The organism is Pseudomonas sp. SWRI18 (assembly GCF_014268345.1).
GTDB classification, from domain to species: Bacteria; Pseudomonadota; Gammaproteobacteria; order Pseudomonadales; family Pseudomonadaceae; genus Aquipseudomonas; species Aquipseudomonas cedrina.
Genome location: NZ_JACCQQ010000013.1, coordinates 28,919 through 52,242, shown reverse-complemented (window position 1 = coordinate 52,242; position 23,324 = coordinate 28,919). Strand labels below are relative to the sequence as shown.

17 protein-coding genes are annotated in these 23,324 nt (G+C 61.8%); 7 read left to right on the top strand and 10 right to left on the bottom strand.

Translation table 11 applies throughout. From position 1 onward, the window contains the following. Positions 1–29: 29 nt before the first annotated feature. The 7 genes from H0Z09_RS15775 to H0Z09_RS15745 form a co-directional block, all read right to left on the bottom strand. Positions 30–1,511, bottom strand: a complete 1,482-nt coding sequence (locus H0Z09_RS15775; RefSeq protein WP_186691370.1) for a mannitol dehydrogenase family protein — start codon at positions 1,509–1,511, stop codon at positions 30–32. A gap of 18 nt (positions 1,512–1,529) precedes the next feature. Continuing rightward, positions 1,530–2,633: a sn-glycerol-3-phosphate ABC transporter ATP-binding protein UgpC gene (ugpC, locus tag H0Z09_RS15770; protein ID WP_186691369.1), complete on the bottom strand. Its 1,104-nt coding sequence runs from the start codon at positions 2,631–2,633 to the stop codon at positions 1,530–1,532. A gap of 37 nt (positions 2,634–2,670) precedes the next feature. Continuing rightward, entirely contained in the window at positions 2,671–3,501 is an 831-nt protein-coding gene (locus H0Z09_RS15765) for a carbohydrate ABC transporter permease (protein ID WP_010210759.1), read from the bottom strand. Positions 3,502–3,511: 10 nt separating this feature from the next. Next, entirely contained in the window at positions 3,512–4,402 is an 891-nt protein-coding gene (locus tag H0Z09_RS15760) for a sugar ABC transporter permease (RefSeq protein ID WP_065952553.1), read from the bottom strand. A 171-nt stretch (positions 4,403–4,573) separates the two neighbouring features. Beyond that, the gene (locus H0Z09_RS15755; protein WP_186691368.1) at positions 4,574–5,896 is read right to left on the bottom strand and encodes a sugar ABC transporter substrate-binding protein; all 1,323 of its coding nucleotides are present in this window, start codon (positions 5,894–5,896) and stop codon (positions 4,574–4,576) included. A 198-nt stretch (positions 5,897–6,094) separates the two neighbouring features. Further along, positions 6,095–7,000 carry an AraC family transcriptional regulator gene (locus H0Z09_RS15750; RefSeq protein ID WP_186691367.1) on the bottom strand — a complete coding sequence of 302 codons (906 nt, stop codon included), beginning with the start codon at positions 6,998–7,000 and terminating at the stop codon, positions 6,095–6,097. Positions 7,001–7,072: 72 nt separating this feature from the next. Beyond that, complete coding sequence (locus H0Z09_RS15745) at positions 7,073–8,362, bottom strand: glycosyltransferase (protein WP_186691366.1); 1,290 nt, start codon at positions 8,360–8,362, stop codon at positions 7,073–7,075. A gap of 159 nt (positions 8,363–8,521) precedes the next feature. Between H0Z09_RS15745 and tpx the strand changes: the two genes are divergently transcribed. The 5 genes from tpx (at position 8,522) to H0Z09_RS15720 (ending at position 18,220) form a co-directional block, all read left to right on the top strand. Beyond that, positions 8,522–9,022 (top strand): thiol peroxidase, encoded by a 501-nt coding sequence (gene tpx / locus H0Z09_RS15740; protein WP_186691365.1) that lies wholly within the window; start codon positions 8,522–8,524, stop codon positions 9,020–9,022. A gap of 231 nt (positions 9,023–9,253) precedes the next feature. Continuing rightward, positions 9,254–10,552, top strand: coding sequence for an MdtA/MuxA family multidrug efflux RND transporter periplasmic adaptor subunit (locus H0Z09_RS15735; protein ID WP_186691364.1), 1,299 nt, complete (start codon positions 9,254–9,256; stop codon positions 10,550–10,552). Next, positions 10,549–13,650 (top strand): MdtB/MuxB family multidrug efflux RND transporter permease subunit, encoded by a 3,102-nt coding sequence (locus tag H0Z09_RS15730; RefSeq protein ID WP_186691363.1) that lies wholly within the window; start codon positions 10,549–10,551, stop codon positions 13,648–13,650. The genes H0Z09_RS15735 and H0Z09_RS15730 overlap by 4 nt, the downstream gene beginning before the upstream one ends. Then, entirely contained in the window at positions 13,647–16,754 is a 3,108-nt protein-coding gene (locus H0Z09_RS15725) for an efflux RND transporter permease subunit (protein ID WP_186691362.1), read from the top strand. Before H0Z09_RS15730 ends, H0Z09_RS15725 begins: the two co-directional genes overlap by 4 nt. Further along, the gene (locus H0Z09_RS15720) at positions 16,751–18,220 is read left to right on the top strand and encodes an efflux transporter outer membrane subunit (protein WP_186691361.1); all 1,470 of its coding nucleotides are present in this window, start codon (positions 16,751–16,753) and stop codon (positions 18,218–18,220) included. Before H0Z09_RS15725 ends, H0Z09_RS15720 begins: the two co-directional genes overlap by 4 nt. Positions 18,221–18,425: 205 nt before the next feature. Here H0Z09_RS15720 and mapR read toward each other — a convergent pair whose 3' ends face one another. Both mapR and H0Z09_RS15710 read right to left on the bottom strand, forming a co-directional pair. Next, a complete protein-coding gene (gene mapR, locus H0Z09_RS15715; protein ID WP_186691360.1) occupies positions 18,426–19,835 on the bottom strand; it encodes a GntR family transcriptional regulator MpaR in 1,410 nt (469 codons plus the stop codon). 223 nt (positions 19,836–20,058) lie between these two features. Further along, on the bottom strand, positions 20,059–20,298 hold the full coding sequence (locus tag H0Z09_RS15710) for a DUF3203 family protein (protein ID WP_186691359.1): 240 nt from the start codon (positions 20,296–20,298) through the stop codon (positions 20,059–20,061). Between the two features lie 120 nt (positions 20,299–20,418). Between H0Z09_RS15710 and H0Z09_RS15705 the strand changes: the two genes are divergently transcribed. Then, the gene (locus H0Z09_RS15705; RefSeq protein ID WP_186691358.1) at positions 20,419–20,910 is read left to right on the top strand and encodes an MgtC/SapB family protein; all 492 of its coding nucleotides are present in this window, start codon (positions 20,419–20,421) and stop codon (positions 20,908–20,910) included. Here the strand turns inward: H0Z09_RS15705 and H0Z09_RS15700 are convergent. Continuing rightward, a complete protein-coding gene (locus H0Z09_RS15700) occupies positions 20,888–21,064 on the bottom strand; it encodes a hypothetical protein (protein ID WP_186691357.1) in 177 nt (58 codons plus the stop codon). The genes H0Z09_RS15705 and H0Z09_RS15700 overlap by 23 nt on opposite strands. 206 nt (positions 21,065–21,270) lie before the next feature. Between H0Z09_RS15700 and H0Z09_RS15695 the strand changes: the two genes are divergently transcribed. Then, positions 21,271–23,259 carry an alpha-1,4-glucan--maltose-1-phosphate maltosyltransferase gene (locus tag H0Z09_RS15695; RefSeq protein WP_186691356.1) on the top strand — a complete coding sequence of 663 codons (1,989 nt, stop codon included), beginning with the start codon at positions 21,271–21,273 and terminating at the stop codon, positions 23,257–23,259. The last annotated feature ends 65 nt before the right edge of the window (positions 23,260–23,324 follow it).

The following is a 23,324-nucleotide window of genomic DNA, read 5'->3' as shown; positions in this document are numbered from 1 at the left end:
GCTTTCGCGAGCAAGCCCGCTCCCACATTTTAATTCGGTTTCGTCAGCAGGTGTTGCAGGGTTTCGGTAACGCCCTTATCGCGCAAACTCACAAAACACCGCTCGAACGCTGCCACAAACCCAGGCGAGTTGGGAATAGCCGTACCAAAAATCTCTTCCACCCCCAACAGGCGTTTGCTGATCAGCGCGTCATCGCTCACCAGCTCCTGGCAAAACTCAGCACGCGGGTCGGGAATCTTGTAGCTCACGCCGTTCTCGTCCACGCCCTTCAAATACAGAGCCCAGGCTGCGACAACCAGTGCGGCGCGTTCAGTCTCGCGGCCATCTGCAATCAACCGGTTGATCGTCGGCACGGTGAACTTGGGAAACTTCGACGAGCCATCCGAACATACCCTTTCCAACTGATCGGCAATCGCCTGGTTGGAAAAGCGATCCACCAGGGTCTGTTTGTAGTCCGTCAGGTCGATGCCCGGCACCGGCGCCAGGTTTGGCGTGACGTCCAGGTCCATATAGGCGCGCATGTAGGCGACAAAGACCGGGTCGTTCATGGTCTCGTGCACGAACCGATAGCCCTTTAAAAAGCCCAGGTAGGTCAGCGCCAGATGGCTGCCGTTGAGCAGGCCGATCTTCATTTCTTCATAGGGCGTGACGTCATCGGTGAACTGCACGCCGACCTTTTCCCAGGCCGGGCGACCGTTGACGAATTTGTCTTCCAGCACCCATTGCACGAAGGGTTCGCACACCACCGGCCAGGCGTCGTCGATGCCGTGCTCATCATGCAATTGCAGGCGGTGGGCGGTGCTGGTCATGGGGGTGATGCGGTCGACCATGGCGTTGGGGAAGCTTACGTTGGCCTTGATCCAGTCATGCAACTCAGCGTTGTGCAGGGCGGCGAAGGCCAGCAGCGCCTTGCGCGTCACGGCGCCGTTGTGTGGCAGGTTATCGCAGGACATTACGGTAAATGCCGGGGTGCCGGCGGCGCGGCGTTTGGTGAGCGCAGCGCAGATAAAGCCGAACACGGTCTTTGGCGCTGTGGGGTGCGCCAGGTCATGCTGGATCTGCGGCAGATGAGCCATGAACTCACCGTTGCTGTCGTCGATGCAGTAGCCGCCTTCGGTGATGGTCAGCGAGACGATGCGAATCTCGGGGCTGGCCAATTTGTCGATCAGCGCCTGGGCGCCGTCTTCGGCCAGCAGCATGTCGCTGATCGCGCCGATCACACGGACTTCGGTGTCGTCGGTATCGCCCAATTCGTACAGGGTGAACAGATAATCCTGGCCGGCCAGGTCGTCGCGGGCCTTGCGGTCCTCGGCGCGCAGGCCGACGCCGCAGATGCTCCAGTCCAGGCCCTCGCCCAGGTTCATCAATGCGTCGGTGTAATACGCCTGGTGCGCGCGGTGGAAACCGCCGACGCCGATGTGCGCAATGCCCTGGGATGTGCTGGCAATCGCGTAGGTGGGCAGTTTCACCTGGGATGCCAACTGGGTGAGGTTCTGTTTATTCAGCTTCATAGCGTAATACTCGCGAAATCAGGCGGCGGCGCGCAGTGGGCGAACCACGGCTACACCGTCGGTGTCGAACAGGTGGCAGTGCGCCGGGTCCAGGTGCAGGTGCAGCGTCTCGCCGTATTGGCTGGCCATGTCGCCGCGAATCCGCATGGTCAGCGGCTCGCCGTTGGCAGTGATGACGTGGCAGAACGTGTCGCTGCCCAGGCGCTCGCCGACGTCGGCGGTAACGGTCAGCGTGGTCTGGCCCGGCGTGGCGATTTCCAGGTGCTCAGGACGAATACCCAGGGTCACTGCGCTGCCCACGCTCAGGGTCGGCCCGCTGAGCGGCAGGCTGATCAGAGTCCCGGCGTCGAGCTGCACGTCACAGCCCTGGCCTTCGATCCGCGTGACCTTGCCCTTGAGGAAACCCATCTTCGGCGTACCGAGAAAGCCCGCCACGAACAGGTTGGCCGGTTGGTGGTACAGCTCCAGGGGCGAGCCGACTTGCTCGATACGACCGCTGTTGAGTACCACCACCTTGTCGGCCAGGGTCATGGCTTCCACCTGGTCGTGGGTTACATAGATCATGGTCGCCTGCAGCTCTTTATGCAGGCGTGCCAGTTCCAGGCGCATCTGCACACGCAATGCGGCGTCGAGGTTGGACAGCGGTTCGTCGAACAGGAAGATTTTCGGGTTACGCACGATGGCGCGGCCGATCGCCACGCGTTGGCGCTGGCCACCGGAAAGCTGCTTGGGCTTGCGCTCCAGCAACGGGCCCAGCTCAAGGATGCGCGCCGCTTCGTTGACTTTGCTCTCGACGACTTTCTTGTCGACGCCGGCCAGGTCCAGGGCAAACGACATGTTCTTGCGCACGCTCATGTGCGGGTACAGCGCGTAGGTCTGGAACACCATCGCCAGGTCGCGCTTGGCCGGCGTCACTTCGGTGATGTCGCGGCCGTCCAGTTCGATGGTGCCTTCGCTGACCTCTTCAAGGCCGGCGATCAGGCGCAGCAGGGTGGATTTACCGCAGCCCGACGGGCCGACGAACACCACGAATTCCTTGTCGTTCACTTCCAGGTCAATGCCCTTGATGATGGAAAAGCCTTCGAAGCCTTTTTGCAGATTCTTGATTTTCAGGTTGGCCATGATGGGCCTCCGCTTACACAATTTTTATAAGAAGCCGTTATTTCACGGCGCCGAAGGACAAACCGCGCACCAGCTGTTTCTGGCTGATCCAGCCAAAAATCAGGATCGGCGCGCAGGCCAGGGTCGACACGGCGGACAATTTGGCCCAGAACAAGCCTTCGGGGCTGGAGTAGGAGGCGATCAGCGCCGTCAGCGGCGCGGCGCTGGACGAGGTCAGGTTCAGCGACCAGAACGCCTCGTTCCAGCACAGGATCAGCGACAACAGCACGGTGGAAGCCAGGCCGCCCTTGGCGATCGGCAGCAACACGCGGACCATTTCCTGCCACAGGGTCGCGCCATCCAGGCGCGCGGCTTCGAGGATGTCCTTGGGAATGTCCTTGAAGTAGGTGTAAACCATCCAGACCACGATCGGCAGGTTGATCAGGGTGTAGATGATGATCAGCGCAATGCGCGTATCCAGCAGGCCGAAGCTCTTGGCCAGCAGGTAGATCGGCATCAGCACGCCCACCGGCGGCAGCATCTTGGTCGACAGCATCCACAGCAACGTGCCCTTGGTGCGCTGGGTTTCGTAGAACGCCATGGAGTAGGCGGCCGGCACCGAAATCAGCAGGCAAAGCGCCGTGGCGCTGAAGGAAATCAGTACCGAGTTCCACGCATAGCTGAAGTAGTTGCTGCGCTCGTTGATGTGCAGGTAGTTCTCCAGCGTCGGCGTGAAGATGAACTGCGGCGGCGTGGCGAACGCGTCGATTTCGGTCTTGAAGCTGGTCAGCACCATCCAGAAGATCGGAAAGAAGATCAGGATCGCGATGGCCCAGGCCAACGTGCCGAGCAACAGGCTTTGCAGGCGGCGGGATTGTTGAAGCGTCATGGCGCGGCCCTCAAGGCTTGTCAGTCAGGTTTTTGCCGATCATCCGCACCAGGATGATCGCCGCGATATTGGCGATGACCACGGCAATCAAGCCGCCGGCCGAGGCCATGCCCACGTCGAACTGCACCAGCGCCTGGTTGTAGATCAGGTAGGCGAGGTTGGTCGAGGCGTAGCCGGGGCCGCCATTGGTGGTGGTGAAGATTTCGGCGAACACCGAGAGCAGGAAAATCGTCTCAATCATCACCACCACGGCAATCGGGCGGGCCAGGTGGGGCAGGGTCAGGTGCCAGAAGATCGCGATGGCGCCGGCACCGTCCAGGCGCGCGGCTTCCTTTTGTTCCTGGTCGAGGGACTGCATCGCGGTCATCAGCAGCAGGATCGCGAAGGGCAGCCATTGCCACGACACGATGATGATGATCGACAGCAGCGGGTAGTGCGCCAGCCAGTCCACCGGTTCGGCGCCGAAGAATTTCCACACGGCGGCGAGAATTCCCGACACCGGGTGGAAAATCAGGTTCTTCCAGATCAGCGCACCGACGGTGGGCATGATGAAGAACGGTGAAATCAATAAAACCCGCACCAGACCGCGGCCAAAGAACTCGCTGGCCTCCAGCAACGCACTGATCAGCACGCCGAAGACCACGCTGATCAACAGCACGCTGCCCACCAGCAATAGGGTGTTGGTGGCACCGGGCAGGAAACCCGAGTCGGTGACGAAGTAGGTGAAGTTCTCCAGCCCCACGAACTGGTTTTCACCAGGGTAGAGCAGGTTGTAGCGGATCAGCGAAAAGTACAGGGTCATGCCCAGCGGCACGATCATCCACAGCAGCAGCAAGGCCACCGAGGGGCTGACGAGGAACCAGCCGGGGTTGGCCAGGCGGTTTTTGGGTGTTGTATTCATGGTATTCAAGGCCAGTGCAGAGCAAGCGTCGGAGTGCGGTCAATGTGGGAGCTGGCTTGCCTGCGATAGCGGTGTGTCAGCAAACAGATTCATCAACTGACAGACGGCTATCGCGGGCAAGCCCGGCTCCCACATAAACCGATTCCCATATTAAAAAGGGCGGATGCGACCTTACTTGGGATAACCCGCCCGCTTCATTTCCCGCTCGGTAGTGGTCTGCGCAGCCGTCAATGCCGCATCCACCGTTTGCTGTCCGGTCAGCGCACCCGAGAAGAACTTGCCGACCTGGGTCCCGATCGCCTGGAATTCAGGAATGGTCACCAACTGGATACCGATATACGGCACCGGCTTGAGCGTCGGTTGGGTCGGGTCCGCCACTTTCAGCGATTCCAGGGTCACCTTGGCGAACGGCGCGGCCTTCATGTACTCGTCGCTGTAGGTCGACTTGCGCGTGCCTGGCGGTACGTTGGCGACGCCGTCCGTCTTGGCCACCAATGCGCCGTATTCCTTGGAAGTCGCCCAACTGGTGAACACCTTGGCGGCGTCCTTGGCCTTGGAACTGGTCGGGATCGCCAGGCTCCAGGAGTACAGCCACGAGGTGCCCTTGTCGGTCTTCTCGTGCGGGGCGAAGGTAAAGCCGACGTGTTCAGCCACCTTGCTCTGGGTCTTGTCGGTGACAAACGAACCGGCCACGCTGGCATCCACCCAGATCGCGCACTTGCCACTGTTGAACAGCGCCAGGTTTTCGTTGAAACCATTGCTGGACGCCCCCGGCGGGCCGGATTTCTTCATGTTGTCCACGTAGAAGTTCAGCGCGTCCTTCCATTCAGGGCCGTTGAATTCCGGCTGCCACTTCTCATCGAACCAGCGCGCGCCATAGCCGTTGGCCAGGGTGGTGATCAGCGCCATGTTCTCGCCCCAACCCGCTTTACCGCGCAGGCACAGGCCGTATTGCTCCTTGCTCTTGTCGGTGAGTTTGGCCGCGAATTCGCCGATCTGGCTCCAGGTCGGATGCTCGGGCATGCTCAGCCCGGCATTCTTGAACAGGTCGGTGCGGTAATAAGTGATCGAGCTTTCGGCATAGAACGGTAGGGCATACAGCGAGCCTTTGACGGACAGGCCGTCACGTACTGAAGGGAATACATCGTCGAGGTCGTAGGACGCCGGCAGATCCTTCATCGGCTCCAGCCAACCCTTGGCGCCCCACAGTGCAGCTTCGTACATGCCGATGGTCAGCACGTCGAACTGTCCGCCCTGGGTGGCGATGTCGGTGGTCAGGCGTTGGCGCAGCACGTTTTCTTCCAGTACCACCCAGTTCAGCTTGATCTCCGGATGCTCGGCCTCGAAGGTTTTCGAGAGCTTTTGCATGCGGATCATGTCGCTGTTATTGACGGTGGCAATGGTCAGGGTTTGCGCGCCGAGGCTTACGGCGCTGAGGGTCATGCAGGTCATCATGCAGGTAGAGACAAGCAGAGCTTTTGCTGTGAACTTCATCGCGCACTCCATTTCCGCGCCCAGAGGCTACGAAAGGACAGTTATTGTTGTTGTGTCTTCCTACAGGGAGTCAGGAAGAGTGTGCGTTGATTACAGCCTCCAAACGCCACGGTGACAAATCCTTGGGCGCACTGGGACTGATACTTTTTTGCACTCTTGGCGCGTGTTCGCTCCAGACTCTGCGTGGTACGAACACCATTACGCCAGGTTCTGCTCGGTCAGCCGCTGCACCGCCAGCCGTCGATAGTGGGAAGGGGTCATGCCTTTAAGCTGCTGAAAGCGTCGGTTGAAGTTGGAAATATTGTTGAACCCTGACTCAAAGCACACATCCGTCACAGCCTTGTCGCCATCGGCCAGCAACTCGCAGGATTTGCTGATCCGCAGCCGATTGACGAACTCGATAAAGGTGCGCCCCGTGGCCTGCTTGAACACCCGCGAAAAGTACGTGGGCTTCATGCCCAGGTAGTCAGCCACTTCTTCCAGCGGCAGCTCGCGTGCGTAATGCGCAAAAATGTAGTCCACCGCGCGGTTGGTGCGGTCGATGCTGTGTTCGTCCGCCACCTGTGGCGTGTTCACCCCGGACAACAGCTGATAGTCCTCACAGGCGCTCAGCACTTCCAGCAAGATAAAGAAGTGCCCGAGGCGCGCCATGCCCCGGGTATCCTCGATGCGTTGCATCAAGGTCATCGCTTGGGCAATCGTGTGTTTGCAGCGAAACTCGATACCGTACTGCGCCCGGTCCAGCATCGGCGCCAGGGTCTTGAGTTCGGTGAAGATGTGGCTGCCGCTCTCCAGCAGGTCATCAGTGAAGTTCACCAGCATGTCGCGCTTGGGCACCACCTCGTCTTCCTCCACCTGGCTGATCCAGTTGTGGGGCAGGTTGGGGCCGGTGAGGAACAAGCTTTCCGGGTAGAAGTTGCCGATGTAGTCACCGATAAACACCTTGCCCGAGCTGGCGACGATCAGGTGCAACTCGTATTCCTTGTGAAAGTGCCAGCGCACCAGCGGGCAGGGGAAACCGTGCTGGCGATAGATGATGGACAGACCGTTGTGATCGTCCATCAGCTCGTAGGAAGGGTCGGTGATGCGCGTTGCTCGGGTCATGCTGCCGTCGCTTTATTGTGGTTGCTGCGTGGGATAATGCCCCGTCGCGCGCGCCCTCGCCAGCGCTGGTGTCTATAGGCTGCGGTTTTTCGCCTCGATCCACTGGGACATGTACTGCGTACTTTTATGGGCGTGGTGGCGCAGCATGCTGCCGGTGAAGTTGTCGCGGCGGTGGGCATCAAGATTGCTGCGGCACTGTTCCAGGCAGGCTACCAGCGCGGGGCCATGGATATTCCGGTCATAGCGGCGGGTCAACAGTTGACGCCCGTTTTCCTGGGCCTCGGTCCAGCGCTCGCGGTCCTGATAAAGCGCCACGGCGGCGGCGGCCAGGGCCGGTGCGCTGTGTTCGATCATGCCTGGCCACGGTTGCCCATCGCCCATGGCTTCGGCGCCGATCGGCGTGGTGATATTCGGCGTGCCACAGAGCATCGCATCCGCCAGCTTGCCCTTGATGCCAGCGCCGAAACGCAGGGGCGCCAGGCAGATACGCGCGGCGGTCATCACCTGCAACGCATCTTCGGCCCAGTTCATCACATGAAAACCTTGGGTCGGGTTATGCAACGCGGTGGCCTTGGGCGGGGTGTAGGCGCCGTAGACGTGCAATTGGGCGCCCGGCAGTTGCTGGCGAATCAACGGCCACAGGCAGTTTTTCATCCAGAGCACCGCATCCCAGTTGGGTGCGTGGCGGAAGTTGCCGATGCTGAGGAAGTGCGCGCGGTGTTCAAACGGCGCGAACGCCTCGGCCGGCGGTTCGAGCATCAGCGGGCACCAGTGGAGCAGGGCGGCGGGCACCTTGAATTGCTCGGTGAGCAAGCGAATTTCCACGTCGGAGATCATCAGGCTGATATCGCAACGGTAAATCGCCGCGATTTCGCGCTTGGCCAGGTCGGTGTCGGCCATCAGCTTGAATTCTGCGGGCAGCGCCGGGGAAAACAGCGCAGTGAAATCGTCGCTGTCGGGGTGCGCCTTCAGGTGATCCTTGAGACGTTGATGACGGGCGTCGCGCAAGCTTTGCAGATCGGATGTTTCCAGCACGCGCAGGGCGTTGGGGCAGTGTTTTTCTACGCGCCAGCCGAACTGTTCCTCCATCATGAAGCGGTCGAACAGCACGATGTCCGGGGCCAGTTCGCGGATAAAATCATCGAAACTGCTGTTATTGAGCTCGATGGCGCATTCGGTAATGCCCAGCGCAGGCAGATCGGCCTTGTGCTCGCCGATGGTCGCCGGGCTGCTGAAGGTGATGTCCCAACCTTGCGTAAGAAAACTCTCAAGAATCTGCATCATGTGCCCGCCTGCGGCTGATGAGCGCGGCTCCGGCCAGACATAACCAATGACCAGGACTTTGGTGGCGGGCTGATTCATTCAGAACGAGTTCCTTGGGGGGGAAGGGGACAAAAGGCGCGCAATTAAACCATAACCGGTCATGACAATTTATCGCTGGCGGTAGGTAGCCACCGCGCTTTGTGGTTAACTTCGACCTCTCGAATTCGTTTAACCAAAACCAGCATAAGGATTCTGTTCATGGCTCAAGTCACCCTCAAAGGCAACCCGGTCCAGGTTGAAGGCCAATTGCCGCAAGTCGGCGCCCAGGCTGCTGACTTCACCCTGACCGCCGGCGATCTGTCGAACGCGACCCTCGCCACTTTCGCCGGCAAGCGCAAAGTGCTGAATATCTTCCCAAGCGTCGACACGCCGACCTGCGCCACTTCGGTACGCAAGTTCAATGCGCAGGCCAACGATGTGGAAAACACCGTGGTGCTATGCATCTCCTCCGACCTGCCGTTCGCCCAGGCACGTTTCTGCGGCTCCGAAGGGCTGGACAACGTGAAGAACCTGTCGGACTTCCGCAACGCCGACTTCGCGGTCGATTACGGCGTTTCCATCGCTGATGGCCCGCTGCAAGGCCTGACGGCGCGTGCGGTCGTGGTGCTGGACGAAAATGACAAGGTGCTGCACAGCGAACTGGTCAGTGAAATCGGCCAGGAACCAAACTACGAAGCCGCCCTGTCTGTTCTGAAGTAACTGTTTCGGTACGTTACTGCGGTTGTGCGGTAACACGCTTGATGCATGATTGCGGCCTGGCCTAGTCCAGGCCGTTTTCATTTGTGCTTCAGGCGCTTAGCGAAATAGGCGATGGACTAAGCTCATCCGTTAAAAGTTGTAAGCCCAAGGTAAATAGCCGGTAAAGGCGCTTTTCTTAATGCGCCCCAGTGCTTATCTTTCAGCCTCCCAAAGTAGAAGCGCTCGCGCCCAATGGTTGATCACTCCATGCAATCCTCCCCCCGCCACTCCCGCCGCTGGTTGTTCGGCCTGCTCGTGCTGCTGGTCATCGCCGGCCTGTGCTGGAAATTCTGGCCCAGCGGTGCCGCCCACAAAGACGCGCCGGCCGGCCATGCGAGCAAGACCGGCATGGCGCGCCCCGGTTTTGGCGGCGCCACCGGCCCGGTGCCCGTGCGCGTGGCGCCTGTGGTGCTGGGCGAGTTCCCGGTGTACTACAAGGCGTTGGGCACGGTGACTGCACTGAACACCATCAATGTGCGCAGCCGGGTGGGCGGCGAGTTGGTGAAAATCGCCTTTGAAGAAGGGCAGATGGTCAAGGCTGGCGACCTGCTGGCCGAGATCGACCCGCGCAGCTATCAGAATGCCTTGCTCCAGGCCCAGGGCACGCTGATGCAGAACCAGGCCCAGTTGAAAAACGCCCAGGTCGACGTGCAGCGTTATCGCGACCTGTACGCCCAGGACAGCATCGCCAAGCAGACCCTGGACACCGCCGAAGCGCTGGTCATGCAATACCAGGGCACGGTCAAGACCAATCAGGGCGCGGTGGACGATGCCAAGCTCAACCTGGAATTCACCAGGATACGCGCGCCGATCAGTGGCCGCGTCGGCCTGCGCCAGGTCGATGTCGGCAACCTGGTGGCGGCCAACGACACCACGTTCCTCGCTGTGATCACCCAGACCCAACCGATCAGCGTGGTTTTCACCCTGCCGGAAAACACCCTGGAAACCGTACTGGCCCGCTACCACGCCGGCAACAAGCTGCCCGTGGAAGCCTGGGACCGTGGCGACGTCAAGCAAACGGCAGCCGGCGTGCTGCAAAGCCTGGACAACCAGATCGACGTGACCACCGGCACCCTCAAATTCAAGGCGCGCTTCGATAACAAGGACCAGGCACTGTTCCCCAATCAGTTCGTCAACGTGCACCTGCTCGCCGATACGCTGCACAACGTGGTGCTGGCGCCTTCGGCGGCGATCCAGTTCGGCAACGCCGGTACCTTTGTCTACGTGCTTGATGGTGACAAGAAGGTCAAGGTGCAGCCGCTGGTGGTCGGTGACACCGACGGCGAGAACACCGTGATCAAACAGGGCCTCAAGGCGGGCGACCGCGTGGTGCTGGAAGGCACCGACCGGTTGAAAGACGGCAGCGAGATCGAAGTGGTCAATGACAGCAGCGAAGTACCGACCACGCCGACCGAGCACCTGCAAGGCAAGCCCGCCGCGAAAGGGGAGACCGGCACCACCGTCGGCAAGGCGCAAAAGGTCGGTTCATGAACCTGTCGCGTCTGTTCATCCTCCGTCCGGTCGCCACCACGCTAAGCATGCTGGCCATTGTCTTGGCCGGCATCATTTCGTACCGCCTGTTGCCGGTATCGGCCTTGCCCCAGGTGGATTACCCGACGATCCGGGTGATGACCCTGTACCCCGGCGCCAGCCCGGACGTGATGACCAGCGCAGTCACCGCGCCGCTCGAGCGCCAGTTCGGGCAAATGCCCGGCCTTACACAAATGGCGTCCACCAGTTCCGGCGGTGCGTCGGTACTGACCCTGCGCTTCAACCTCGACATCAATATGGACGTTGCCGAGCAACAGGTGCAGGCCGCGATCAACGCCGCCACCAACCTGCTGCCCAAGGATTTGCCGGCGCCGCCGGTGTACAACAAGGTCAACCCGGCGGACACCCCGGTGCTGACCCTGGCCATCACCTCCAAGACCATGCTGCTGCCCAAGCTCAATGACCTGGTCGACACGCGCATGGCGCAGAAAATCGCGCAGATCAGCGGCGTCGGCATGGTCAGCATCGCCGGTGGCCAGCGCCAGGCCGTGCGCATCAAGGTCAACCCCGAGGCCCTGGCGGCCAACGGGCTGAACCTGTCGGATGTGCGCACCCTGATCGCCGCGTCCAACGTCAACCAGCCCAAAGGCAACTTCGACGGCCCCACGCGGGTGTCGATGCTCGACGCCAACGATCAGTTGGTCTCGCCCGCGCAATACGCCGAGCTGATCCTGGCCTACAACAACGGCGCGCCGCTGCGCCTCAAGGACGTGGCCCAGATCGTCGACGGCGCCGAAAACGAGCGCCTCGCCGCCTGGGCCAATGAAAACCAGGCCGTGCTGCTGAACATCCAGCGCCAGCCTGGGGCCAACGTGATCGAGGTGGTCGACCGCATCAAGGCGCTGCTGCCGAGCATCACCGATAACCTGCCGGCCGGCCTCGACGTGACCGTGCTCACCGACCGCACCCAGACCATCCGCGCCTCGGTCACCGACGTGCAGCACGAATTGCTGATCGCCATTGCCCTGGTGGTGATGGTGACGTTTCTGTTCCTGCGCCGTTTCAGCGCCACGATCATTCCGTCCATCGCCGTGCCGCTGTCCCTGGTGGGCACCTTTGGCGTGATGTACCTGGCAGGGTTCTCCATCAACAACCTGACGCTGATGGCCTTGACCATCGCCACCGGGTTTGTGGTGGACGATGCCATCGTGATGCTGGAAAACATCTCGCGCTATATCGAAGAAGGCGAAACGCCCCTGGCCGCCGCGCTCAAGGGCGCCAAGCAGATCGGTTTCACCCTGATTTCCCTGACCCTGTCGCTGATTGCCGTGTTGATCCCGCTGCTATTCATGGCCGACGTGGTGGGGCGGCTGTTCCGTGAGTTCGCGATCACCCTGGCGGTGGCGATCCTGATTTCCCTGGTGGTGTCACTGACGCTGACGCCGATGATGTGCGCGCGGCTGCTCAAGCGTGAACCCAAGGAGGAGGACCAAAGCCGCTTCTACAAGGCCAGCGGCGCCTGGATCGACTGGCTGATCGCGCGCTACGGCAGCCTGTTGCAGTGGGTGCTCAGGCACCAACCGCTCACGTTGCTGGTGGCCATCGCCACCCTGGGCCTGACTGTGGTGCTGTACCTGGTGGTGCCCAAGGGATTTTTCCCTGTGCAGGACACCGGCGTGATCCAGGGGATTTCCGAAGCGCCGCAGTCGATTTCATTCGCTGCCATGAGCCAGCGCCAGCAGGCACTGGCCAAGATCATCCTGGCGGACCCGGCGGTGCAAAGCCTGTCTTCGTATATTGGCGTGGACGGCGATAACGCCACCCTCAACAGCGGCCGCTTGCTGATCAACCTCAAGCCCCACGGCCAGCGCGACTTGAGCGCCGCCCAGGTGATCACCCGCCTGCAGCCGGAAATCGACAAGTTGGTGGGCATCCGCCTGTTCATGCAGCCGGTGCAGGACCTCACCATTGAAGACCGCGTGAGCCGTACCCAGTACCAGTTCAGCATGTCTTCGCCGGACGCCGAGCTGCTGGCGCTGTGGAGCGAAAAACTGGTCCACGCGTTGAGCCAGTTGCCCGAGCTCACCGACGTTGCCAGCGACCTGCAGGACAAGGGCCTGCAGGTGTACCTGGTGATCGACCGCGATGCGGCTTCACGCCTGGGGGTCAGCGTGTCGACCATTACGGACGCACTCTACGACGCCTTCGGCCAGCGGCAGATTTCCACCATCTACACCCAGGCCAGCCAGTACCGCGTGGTGCTGCAGGCCCAGTCCGGCGAAACCCTCGGCCCGGATGCATTGAATCAGATCCACGTGAAGACCACCGACGGCGGCCAGGTGCGCCTGTCCAGCCTGGCCAAGGTGGAACAGCGCCAGGCCCAGTTGGCGATCGCACATATCGGCCAGTTCCCGGCGGTGATGATGTCGTTCAACCTGGCGCCAGGCGTTGCCCTGGGCAAAGGCGTAGAACTGATCAACCAGACCCAGAAGGACATCGGCATGCCGGTGGGCGTGCAAACCCAGTTCCAGGGTGCGGCCCAGGCGTTCGAAGCTTCGCTGTCGAGCACCTTGCTGCTGATCCTGGCGGCTGTGGTCACCATGTACATCGTGCTCGGCGTGCTCTACGAGAGCTATATCCACCCGATCACCATTCTCTCGACCTTGCCGTCGGCGGCGGTGGGGGCGTTGCTGGCGTTGCTGCTCAGCGGCAATGACTTGGGCATGATCGCGATCATCGGCATTATCCTGTTGATCGGGATCGTCAAGAAGAACGCGATCATGATGATCGACTTCGCCCTCGACGCCGAACGCAACCAGGGCCTCGACCCGCAGACCGCGATCTACCAGGCGGCGCTGCTGCGCTTCCGGCCGATCCTGATGACCACCCTGGCGGCGCTGTTCGGCGCGGTGCCGCTGATGTTGGCCACCGGCTCCGGTGCGGAGTTGCGCCAACCGTTGGGCCTGGTGATGGTCGGCGGTTTGCTGGTGAGCCAGGTACTGACGCTGTTCACCACCCCGGTGATCTACCTGTACTTCGACCGCCTCGGCCGACGCTGGCGCAAAGAGCCGCAAAGCCTGGAGCCGGTTGAGCCATGAACCTGTCCGGACCTTTCATTCGGCGCCCGGTAGCGACCATGCTGCTGAGCCTGGCGATCATGCTGCTGGGCGGTGTCAGCTTCAACCTGCTGCCAGTGTCGCCATTGCCGCAGATCGATTTCCCGGTGATCGTGGTGTCGGCCAGCCTGCCCGGCGCCAGCCCCGAGGTAATGGCGTCCACCGTGGCGACGCCGCTGGAGCGCTCGTTCGGCGCGATTGCCGGCATCACCACCATGAGCAGTTCGTCGAGCCAGGGCTCTACCCGGGTGATCCTGGCGTTTGACTCCGATCGTGATATCAACGGCGCGGCGCGGGAAGTGCAGGCGGCCATCAATGCCTCGCGCAACCTGCTGCCCAGCGGCATGCGCAGCATGCCGACCTACAAGAAGATCAACCCGTCCCAGGCGCCGATCATGGTGCTGTCGTTGACCTCGGACGTGCTACAGAAGGGCCAGCTGTACGACCTGGCGTCGACCATCCTCTCGCAAAGCCTGTCCCAGGTGCCGGGCGTCGGCGAAGTGCAGATCGGCGGCAGTTCGTTGCCAGCGGTACGTATCGAGCTGGAGCCCAAGGCCCTCGACCAGTACGGTGTGGCCCTCGACGACGTGCGCAACACTATCGCCAACGCCAACCAGCGCCGGCCCAAGGGCTCCCTGGAAGACAGCCAGCGCAACTGGCAGATCCAGGCCAATGACCAGTTGGAGAAGGCCAAGGACTACGAGCCATTGTTGATCCGTTACCAGAACGGCGCCGCCTTGCGTCTGAAGGATGTGGCGAAAATCAGCGACGGTGTGGAAGACCGCTACAACAGTGGCTTTTTCAACAACGAACCGGCGGTGCTGTTGGTGATCAACCGTCAGTCCGGCGCCAACATCATCGAGACCGTGCGGCAGATCAAGGCACAGTTGCCGGCGTTGCAGGCGGTGCTGCCGTCCAGCGTCAAGCTGAGCCTGGCCATGGACCGCTCGCCGGTGATCACCGCCACGTTGCACGAAGCCGAAATGACCTTGCTGATCGCCGTCGGGCTGGTGATCCTGGTGGTGTACCTGTTCCTGGGCAATTTCCGCGCTTCACTGATCCCGACCCTGGCCGTGCCGGTGTCGCTGGTGGGCACCTTTGCGGTGATGTACCTGTATGGGTTCTCGCTGAACAATTTTTCGCTGATGGCGTTGATCCTGGCCACCGGTCTGGTGGTGGACGATGCCATCGTGGTGCTGGAGAACATCTCGCGGCATATCGACGAAGGCGTGCCGCCGATGAAAGCGGCGTACCTGGGCGCCCAGGAAGTCGGTTTTACCTTGCTGTCGATGAACGTGTCGCTGGTGGCGGTGTTCCTGTCGATCCTGTTCATGGGCGGGATCGTCACCAACCTGTTCCGCGAGTTTTCCATCACCCTGTCGGCGGCGATCATTGTGTCGCTGATTGTCTCGCTGACCCTGACGCCGATGCTCTGCGCCCGTTGGCTCAAGCCCCACGTCAAAGACCGGATGACCGGTTTGCAGCGCTGGAGCCAGAAGGTCAACGACCGTATGGTCGCCGGCTACGCCACCAGCCTGGACTGGGTGCTGAGCCATCGTCGCCTGACCCTGCTCAGCCTGTTCCTGACCATCGGGGTCAACGTGGCGTTGTATGTGGTGGTGCCGAAAACCTTCATGCCGCAGCAGGACACCGGCCAGTTGATCGGTTTCGTGCGCGGTGACGACGGGCTGTCGTTCGGCGTGATGCAGCCGAAGATGGAGACCTTCCGCAAGGCGGTGCTCAAGGACCCGGCGGTGCTCAGCGTGGCCGGCTTTATTGGCGGCAACAACGGCACCAACAATGCGGTGATGCTGGTGCGCCTCAAACCGATCAGCGAGCGCAGGATTTCCGCCCAGGCGGTGATCGAGCGGCTGCGCAAGGAGGTACCGCCGGTGCCGGGCGGGCGTCTGTTCCTGATGGCTGACCAGGATCTGCAATTCGGCGGCAGCCGCGACCAGACCAGTGCGCAGTATTCCTACATCCTGCAAAGCGGCGACCTGGCGGCCCTGCGCCTGTGGTATCCGAAGGTCGTGGCCGCCATGCGCGAGCTGCCGGAGCTCACCGCCATCGACGCCCGCGAAGGGCGCGGCGCGGCGCAGGTCACGCTGATTGTCGATCGCGACCAGGCCAAGCGCCTGGGAATCGACATGGACATGGTGACGGCGGTGCTCAACAACGCCTACAGCCAGCGGCAGATTTCCACTATCTATGACAGCCTCAACCAGTATCAGGTGGTGATGGAGGTCAACCCCAGGTACGCCCAGGACCCGATCACCCTCAACCAGATGCAGGTGATCACCTCCACGGGCGCGCGCGTGCCGCTGTCGACCATTGCTCATTACGAGAACAGCCTGGCGGACGACCGCGTCAGCCACGAAGGCCAGTTCGCCTCGGAAAACATTGCCTTCGACATGGCACCCGGCGTGACGGTGGAGCAGGGCACGGCGGCCATCGAGCGGGCGATCGCCAAGGTCGGGCTGCCGGAAGACGTGATCGCCAAGATGGCCGGCACTGCCGACGCGTTCGCGGCGACGCAGAAAGGCCAGCCCTTCATGATCCTCGGCGCGCTGGTGGCGGTGTACCTGGTGCTGGGCATCTTGTATGAAAGCTATATTCACCCGTTGACGATTCTCTCGACCCTGCCGTCGGCAGGAGTGGGCGCGATGCTCGCGATTTACCTCACGGGTGGCGAGTTCAGCCTGATCTCCCTGTTGGGCCTGTTCCTGCTGATCGGCGTGGTCAAGAAAAACGCGATCTTGATGATCGACCTGGCTCTGCAGCTTGAGCGCAATGACCGCCTGGGCCCGCTGGAGTCGATTCGCAGTGCCTGCCTGCTGCGTTTGCGGCCGATCCTGATGACCACCCTGGCGGCCATTCTCGGCGCCTTGCCCTTGCTGCTGGGCACCGGCGATGGCGCGGAAATGCGTCGTCCCCTGGGCCTCACCATCATTGGCGGCCTGGTGTTCAGCCAGGTCCTGACTCTTTACACCACTCCGGTGGTTTACCTTTATCTCGACCGCGCGCGCCATCGCTTCAATGCCTGGCGCGGCGTGCGTACCGATGCTGCCCTGGACACTGCGCTATGACCGATTCAACCTTTGCCCGATTGGCCATGTTCCGTGGTTGCCGCCTGGCGAGCCTGGTGCTCTGCGGTGTGCTGCTCAGCGCCTGCGTCATCGGCCCCGACTACACGCGCCCGGAAGTCGTGGAACCTGCGCAATTCAAGGAGGCCCAGGGCTGGCGCCAGGCCACGCCCAGCGATTCACTGGCCCGTGGCGCCTGGTGGGAGCTGTATGGCGACCGCCAGCTCAACGACCTGGTACAGCGCCTGAACACCTCCAACCAGACCGTGGCCCAGGCTGAAGCGCGTTTTCGCCAGGCCCGGGCGCTGGTGCGCAGTTCCCGTGGCGCGTTTTACCCCACCGTCGACCTGAGCGCCGGCAAGACCCGCGCCAGCCAAGGCACCGGTAGCAGCAGCGCGAGCCTCAGCAGTTCCAGCAGCGGTATCCGCGACACCCTCAACGCACAGTTGGGCGTGAGCTGGGAGGCGGACATCTGGGGCAAATTGCGCCGTGGCCTGGAGGCCAATGAAGCGAGTGCCGAAGCCAGCTCGGCGGACCTGGCGGCGATGCGCCTGAGCCAACAGTCGGAGCTGGTGCAAAGCTACCTGCAGTTGCGCGTCATGGACGAACAGACCCGCTTGCTGCAAGCCACGCTGGAGACCTATCAACGCTCCCTGCAAATGACCCAGAACCAATACCGCGCCGGGATCTCCGGCAAGGACGCGGTGGCCCAGGCGCAAACCCAGCTCAAGACCACCCAGGCCAGCCTGATCGATCTGATCTGGCAACGCGCCCAGCTGGAAAATGCGATTGCGGTGTTGATCGGCGAAGCGCCGGCCAACTTCAACCTGGCGGTGAGCAAGGACATCCCGGCGCTGCCGCAGATTCCGCTGAGCCTGCCGTCGCAACTGCTTGAACGTCGTCCGGATATCGCCTCGGCCGAACGCTCGGTGATCGCCGCCAACGCCAATATCGGCGTGGCCAAGGCGGCTTATTACCCGGACCTGAGCCTGAGCCTGGCCGGGGGCTATTCCAGCAGCACCTATTCGGACTGGATCAGCCTGCCGAACCGCTTCTGGTCGGTGGGACCGAAGCTGGCCATGACCCTGTTCGACGGCGGCCAGCGTTCGGCCGAAGTCGACCGCACCGTGGCCAGCTATGACGAGACCGTCGCCAAATACCGCCAGACCGTACTGGATGGTTTCCGCGAAGTGGAAAACTACATGGTGCAGCTCAAGGTGCTGGAGGACGAGGCGGTGGTCAGCAATGAAGCGCTCGAGGCGGCCCGTGAGTCCTTGCGCCTGACCCAGAACCAGTACAAGGCCGGGCTGATCGGCTACCTGGACGTGGTCACCGTGCAAGCCACGGCCTTGAGTAACGAGCGCACCGTGTTGACTCTGTTGCAGTCGCGCCTGGTGGCCAGTGTGCAACTGATCGCCGCACTGGGCGGTGGATGGGATGGGCAGACGCCGATCAGCGGCAAAGACTAAGGGGGAACTCGGATCCAATGTGTGGGCTTGCCCGCGATGGCTACGCATGCGCAATTTGTAGTGAGCGGGCTTGCCCCGCGCTGGGGGGCGAAGCCCCCCCAAACCAGACGAGTTGGATTTATCTGGAACTCGGCGGTGCCTTTATTGGGGCGGCTTCGCCACCCAGCGCGGGGCAAGCCCGCTCACTACAATTGTATGGCGCCTGTCAAAACGACCTCACAATCCGCCCCAACGTCTCCATCGCCTTTTCCGACGCCTCGGTCCACGGGCTGCCGTAGTTCAGGCGGATACAATTGCGAAAGCGCTGGGTGGCCGAGAAAATCGGCCCCGGCGCAATGCTGATGCCTTGTGCCAGCGCCATCTGGAACAGCTTCAACGAATCCGTCTGCTCCGGCAGTTCCAGCCACAGGAAGTACCCGCCGGCCGGCTGGCTGACCCGTGTCTGCGCCGGGAAGTAGCGGGCGATGGCGGCGAGCATGGCGCTTTGCTGTTCCTCCAGCGCGTAGCGCAGTTTGCGAAGGTGTCGGTCGTAGCCGCCGTGTTGCAGGTAGTCGGCAATGGCCGCCTGTGCCGGCATCGAGGGGCACAGCGAGGTCATCAGCTTCAAGCGCTCGACTTTCTGCGCAAAGCGCCCGGCCGCCACCCAGCCCACGCGGTAACCGGGGGCCAGGCTCTTGGCGAAGGAGCCGCAGTGCATCACCAGGCCTTCGGTATCGAAGGCCTTGGCGGGTTTCGGCGCGTGTTGGCCGTAATACAGCTCGGCATACACATCGTCTTCGATCAGCGGCACCTGGTGGCCACGCAACAGTTCCACCAATGCTTGTTTCTTGGCTTCCGGCAGAGTTGCACCCATGGGGTTCTGGAAGCTGGTCATGGTCCAGCAGGCCCTGATCGGGTAGCGCTCCAGGGTTTGCGCGAGCGCGCCCAGGTCGATGCCGTCGCGCGGGTGCACGGGAATTTCCACGGCCTTGAGTTTCAAGCGTTCCAGCACTTGCAGGCAGGCATAGAACGCCGGGGCTTCGATGGCGACCAGGTCACCCGGTTCGGTGACGGCCTGCAGGCAGAGGTTCAAGGCTTCCAGGGCGCCGTTGGTGATTAGCAGTTCTTCCATCGGCAACATCAGGCCGCCGACCATGTAGCGCAGGGCGATTTGACGGCGCAGTTGCGGGTTGCCCGGTGACATGTCGGTGACCACCAGGCGCGGGTCCATCTCGCGGCTGGCGCTGGCCAGCGAGCGAGCCAGGCGCGGCAGCGGGAACAGCATGGGGCTGGGGAACGCCGAGCCGAAGGGCACTGTGTTGGGGTCTTTGATCGAGTCGAGCACCGAGAACACCAGCTCGCTCACATCCACTTCGGTGGACTCATGCACGTGCTCGCTCACGACCGGCTCGGAGAACGGACTGGGTGCGTGGGTGTTGACGAAATAGCCGGAGCGCGGCCGCGCGCGGATCAGGCCACGCCGCTCCAGCAGATAGTAAGCCTGGAACACCGTGGACGGACTGACGCCGTAGGTCTGGCTGGCATAGCGCACCGACGGCACCCGCTGGCCGGGGCCGAGCACGCCGCAGCGGATCAGTTCAGCGATGTCTTCGGCGAATTTTTCGTAGCGTTTCATGGGTGGGCTGATTGCTTTCTTGAATACCACACAGGTCAAGGGTGGGAGCTGGCTTGCCTGCGATTCAGGCGACGCGGTCTTTAAAGTTGCACCGAGTCGACGCCATCGCAGCGGTGCGGCGATCCGACAAGCCAGCTCCCACAGATGTCGTGCAGTGTGCATGACAGACTCAGGCAGGGCGATAAAAAAGCGGATCAGGGCGAGGGCGCCTGATAGGCACCTGTCAGATCAACGAATCAGGCACATCGGCCTTTACATGTTGACGGCCGTCGTGCGCCCCAGCGACGGTCAAGGCGTCCGCCTCGGCTTCGGTGATGTAGATCCGCTCGGCCGCCAGTTCCACGTAAGACATGGATTTGTCGGTGTCGGTGACAATATTGACCCGGGTCGCCGGCACGCTGTGTTCCTGGCCATCGTCATTGAGCATGAAGTAGCACAATTGATTTTCGATACGTAAAGGCATGCCGATCTCCTGTTTCATGGACCCTCAAAGGTTAGGAAACAACGATGTGCAGGGGTTCCAGGCAACTGACTGGCGGTCGCGATTGTCCATTCATTACCCATTGATGACAGAGGACCGTTCATGAACGCCTGGTTTCACGAAGCGTGGATAACCCTGCAGGCCGAATTTGCCGATATCGGCGACGCCAAGCAGCTTACTCAGATCACCGTGCGCCTGTTGATGGCCGCGATCCTGGGCGGCATTCTCGGTTTTGAACGCGAGAGCAAGGGCAAGGCTGCCGGGGTGCGCACCCATATGTTGGTGGCGCTGGGCGCGGCACTGTTCGTGCTGGTGCCGCAGATGTCCGGTAACCAGGCGGATGCCATGAGCCGGGTGATGCAGGGCGTCATTGCCGGGATCGGTTTTTTGGGCGCGGGCACCATCATCAAGAACAAGGATGAGGACGCAGGCCATGTCAAGGGCCTGACCACCGCGGCGGGCTTGTGGATGACCGCTGCGATTGGGGTCTCGGCCGGGTTGGGCCGGGAATCGACAGCGGTATTGAGTACATTGCTGGCGTTGGCGGTGTTCAGCGTGATGCCGAAAATCGTCAAGCGTTTCGAGAAGGACTGACGATTACCGGTGGCATCGTCGTCGGTGGTTCTTCGACCGGCGGCGGTTCGTTTCCAGGCGGTTCTTTTTCCGGAACCGGCGCCGGCTCGGTGGGCGGCAGGGTTGGTTCGTCGATATTCGGGTCCGGGGTTTCAGCCGGGATCGGGATATTCATCAGTGTGGCCTCCTTTGTGCTTTGCTCTGTGGGTGGACATCCGCCTGGGCCAATTGATTCCCGCCCAATGGCCACACATCCACCTGAACTTTTAGCCGCGGCGCAAGCTCGGACCTATAGGCGGCCCAGCTCTGGGAGAGTGCGGCCGTACCAGAATTCGGATCAAGCAAAAAGTGCGTCCATAGGGCGTAAGGGGAAGATGCTCGATGACTGCGGATACACAGGTTCCAGAAAACTCCATATTGCCGCTGTCCCAGGCCTTGTTGCTGCCGCGGATTGCGATCGAGAGCACCTCACCCGTGATCGACGGCGGCGAATTCGCGGTCAAGGCCGTGGTTGGCCAGCGCGTTACGGTCACCAGCAAAGTGTTCGCCGACGGGCATGACAAGCTCGCCGTGTTGATTCGCTGGCGTGCGCGCCAGGATGAAAGCTGGCACAGCGTGGTCATGAGCGATGTGGGCAACAATGGCTGGGAGGGTTCGTTTACCGTCACCCAGCAAGGCCCCCATGAATATTGCATCGAGGCCTGGATCGATACCTTCGCCAGCTTCTGCTACGAACTGCGCAAGAAGCATGAAGCCGGGGTGCCGGTCAGCCTGGAACTGCAGGAAGGCCGCAGCCTGGTGCTGCAAGCGGCCGAGCGCAGCGACAATGAACTGCGCGACCGCTTGATGTTGCTGCACCACGAACTGTCCGGCCTGCTGGAAACCGAGCAGGTTGCGCAGTTCCTGCACGAAGACAGTGCGCACCTGATGACCCAGGCCGACCACCGTGCCTATCTGAGCGTGAGCCCCGCCTATCCGATCGATGTGGAGCGCGAGGCTGCGCTGTTTGCCAGTTGGTATGAGTTGTTCCCACGCTCGATCACTGATGATCCTGCGCGCCACGGTACCTTCAACGACGTGCATGCGCGGCTGCCGATGATCCATGACATGGGTTTTGACGTGCTGTACTTTCCGCCGATCCATCCGATCGGGCGCAGCCACCGCAAGGGCAAGAACAACTCATTGACCGCCGGCCCCAATGATCCGGGCAGCCCGTATGCGATTGGCAGCGAGGAGGGCGGCCATGAAGCCATCCACCCGCAACTGGGCAGCCGCGATGACTTCCGCCGCCTGGTCCAGGCCGCCGCCGAGCATGGTCTGGAAATAGCCCTGGATTTTGCCATCCAGTGTTCCCAGGACCACCCATGGCTCAAGGAACATCCGGGCTGGTTCAACTGGCGCCCGGACGGCACGATCAAATACGCCGAGAACCCGCCGAAAAAGTACCAGGACATCGTCAACGTCGATTTCTACGCGGCGGACGCGATTCCCGGCCTGTGGACCGAGCTGCGCGATATCGTGGTGGGCTGGGTCGAGGAGGGCGTGAAGACCTTTCGCGTGGATAACCCCCATACCAAGCCGCTGCCTTTCTGGCAATGGCTGATCAGCGATGTGCGCGCCAAGTATCCCGAGGTGATCTTCCTCGCCGAAGCGTTCACCACGCCGGCGATGATGGCGCGCCTGGGCAAGGTCGGCTATTCCCAGAGCTACACCTATTTCACCTGGCGCAACACCAAGGCCGAGTTGAGCGAATACCTGACGCAGTTGAACGAGTCGCCGTGGCGTGAATGCTACCGGCCGAATTTCTTCGTCAATACGCCGGACATCAACCCGGCGTTCCTGCACGAGTCCGGGCGCCCCGGCTTCCTGATCCGTGCCGCGCTGGCCACCATGGGCTCGGGCCTGTGGGGCATGTATTCGGGTTTCGAGCTGTGCGAAGCCGCGCCGGTGCCGGGCAAAGAGGAATACCTCGACTCGGAGAAATACGAGATCCGCCCACGGGACTTCACCGCGCCCGGCAACATCATTGCCGAGATCGCCCAGCTCAACCGCATTCGTCGGCAAAACCCGGCGTTGCAGACCCATCTGGGCTTGAAGCTCTACAACGCCTGGAACGACAACATCCTGTACTTCGGCAAGCGCAGCGAGGATGGCGGCAACTTTATCCTGGTGGCGGTGAACCTTGATCCGTTCAATGCCCAGGAAGCGCAGTTCGAGCTGCCGCTGTGGGAAATGGGCCTGCCGGATGATGCGCAGACCCAGGGCGAGGATTTGATGAACGGCCATCGTTGGACCTGGTATGGCAAGACCCAGTGGACCCGCCTGGAGCCGCAGATGCCGTTTGGGATCTGGCGTATTACCGTTTCCTGAGTCTTGAGGTGAGGCACAAATGTGGAAGCGGGCTTGCTCGCGAAGGCGGTGGATCAGCAGCAAAT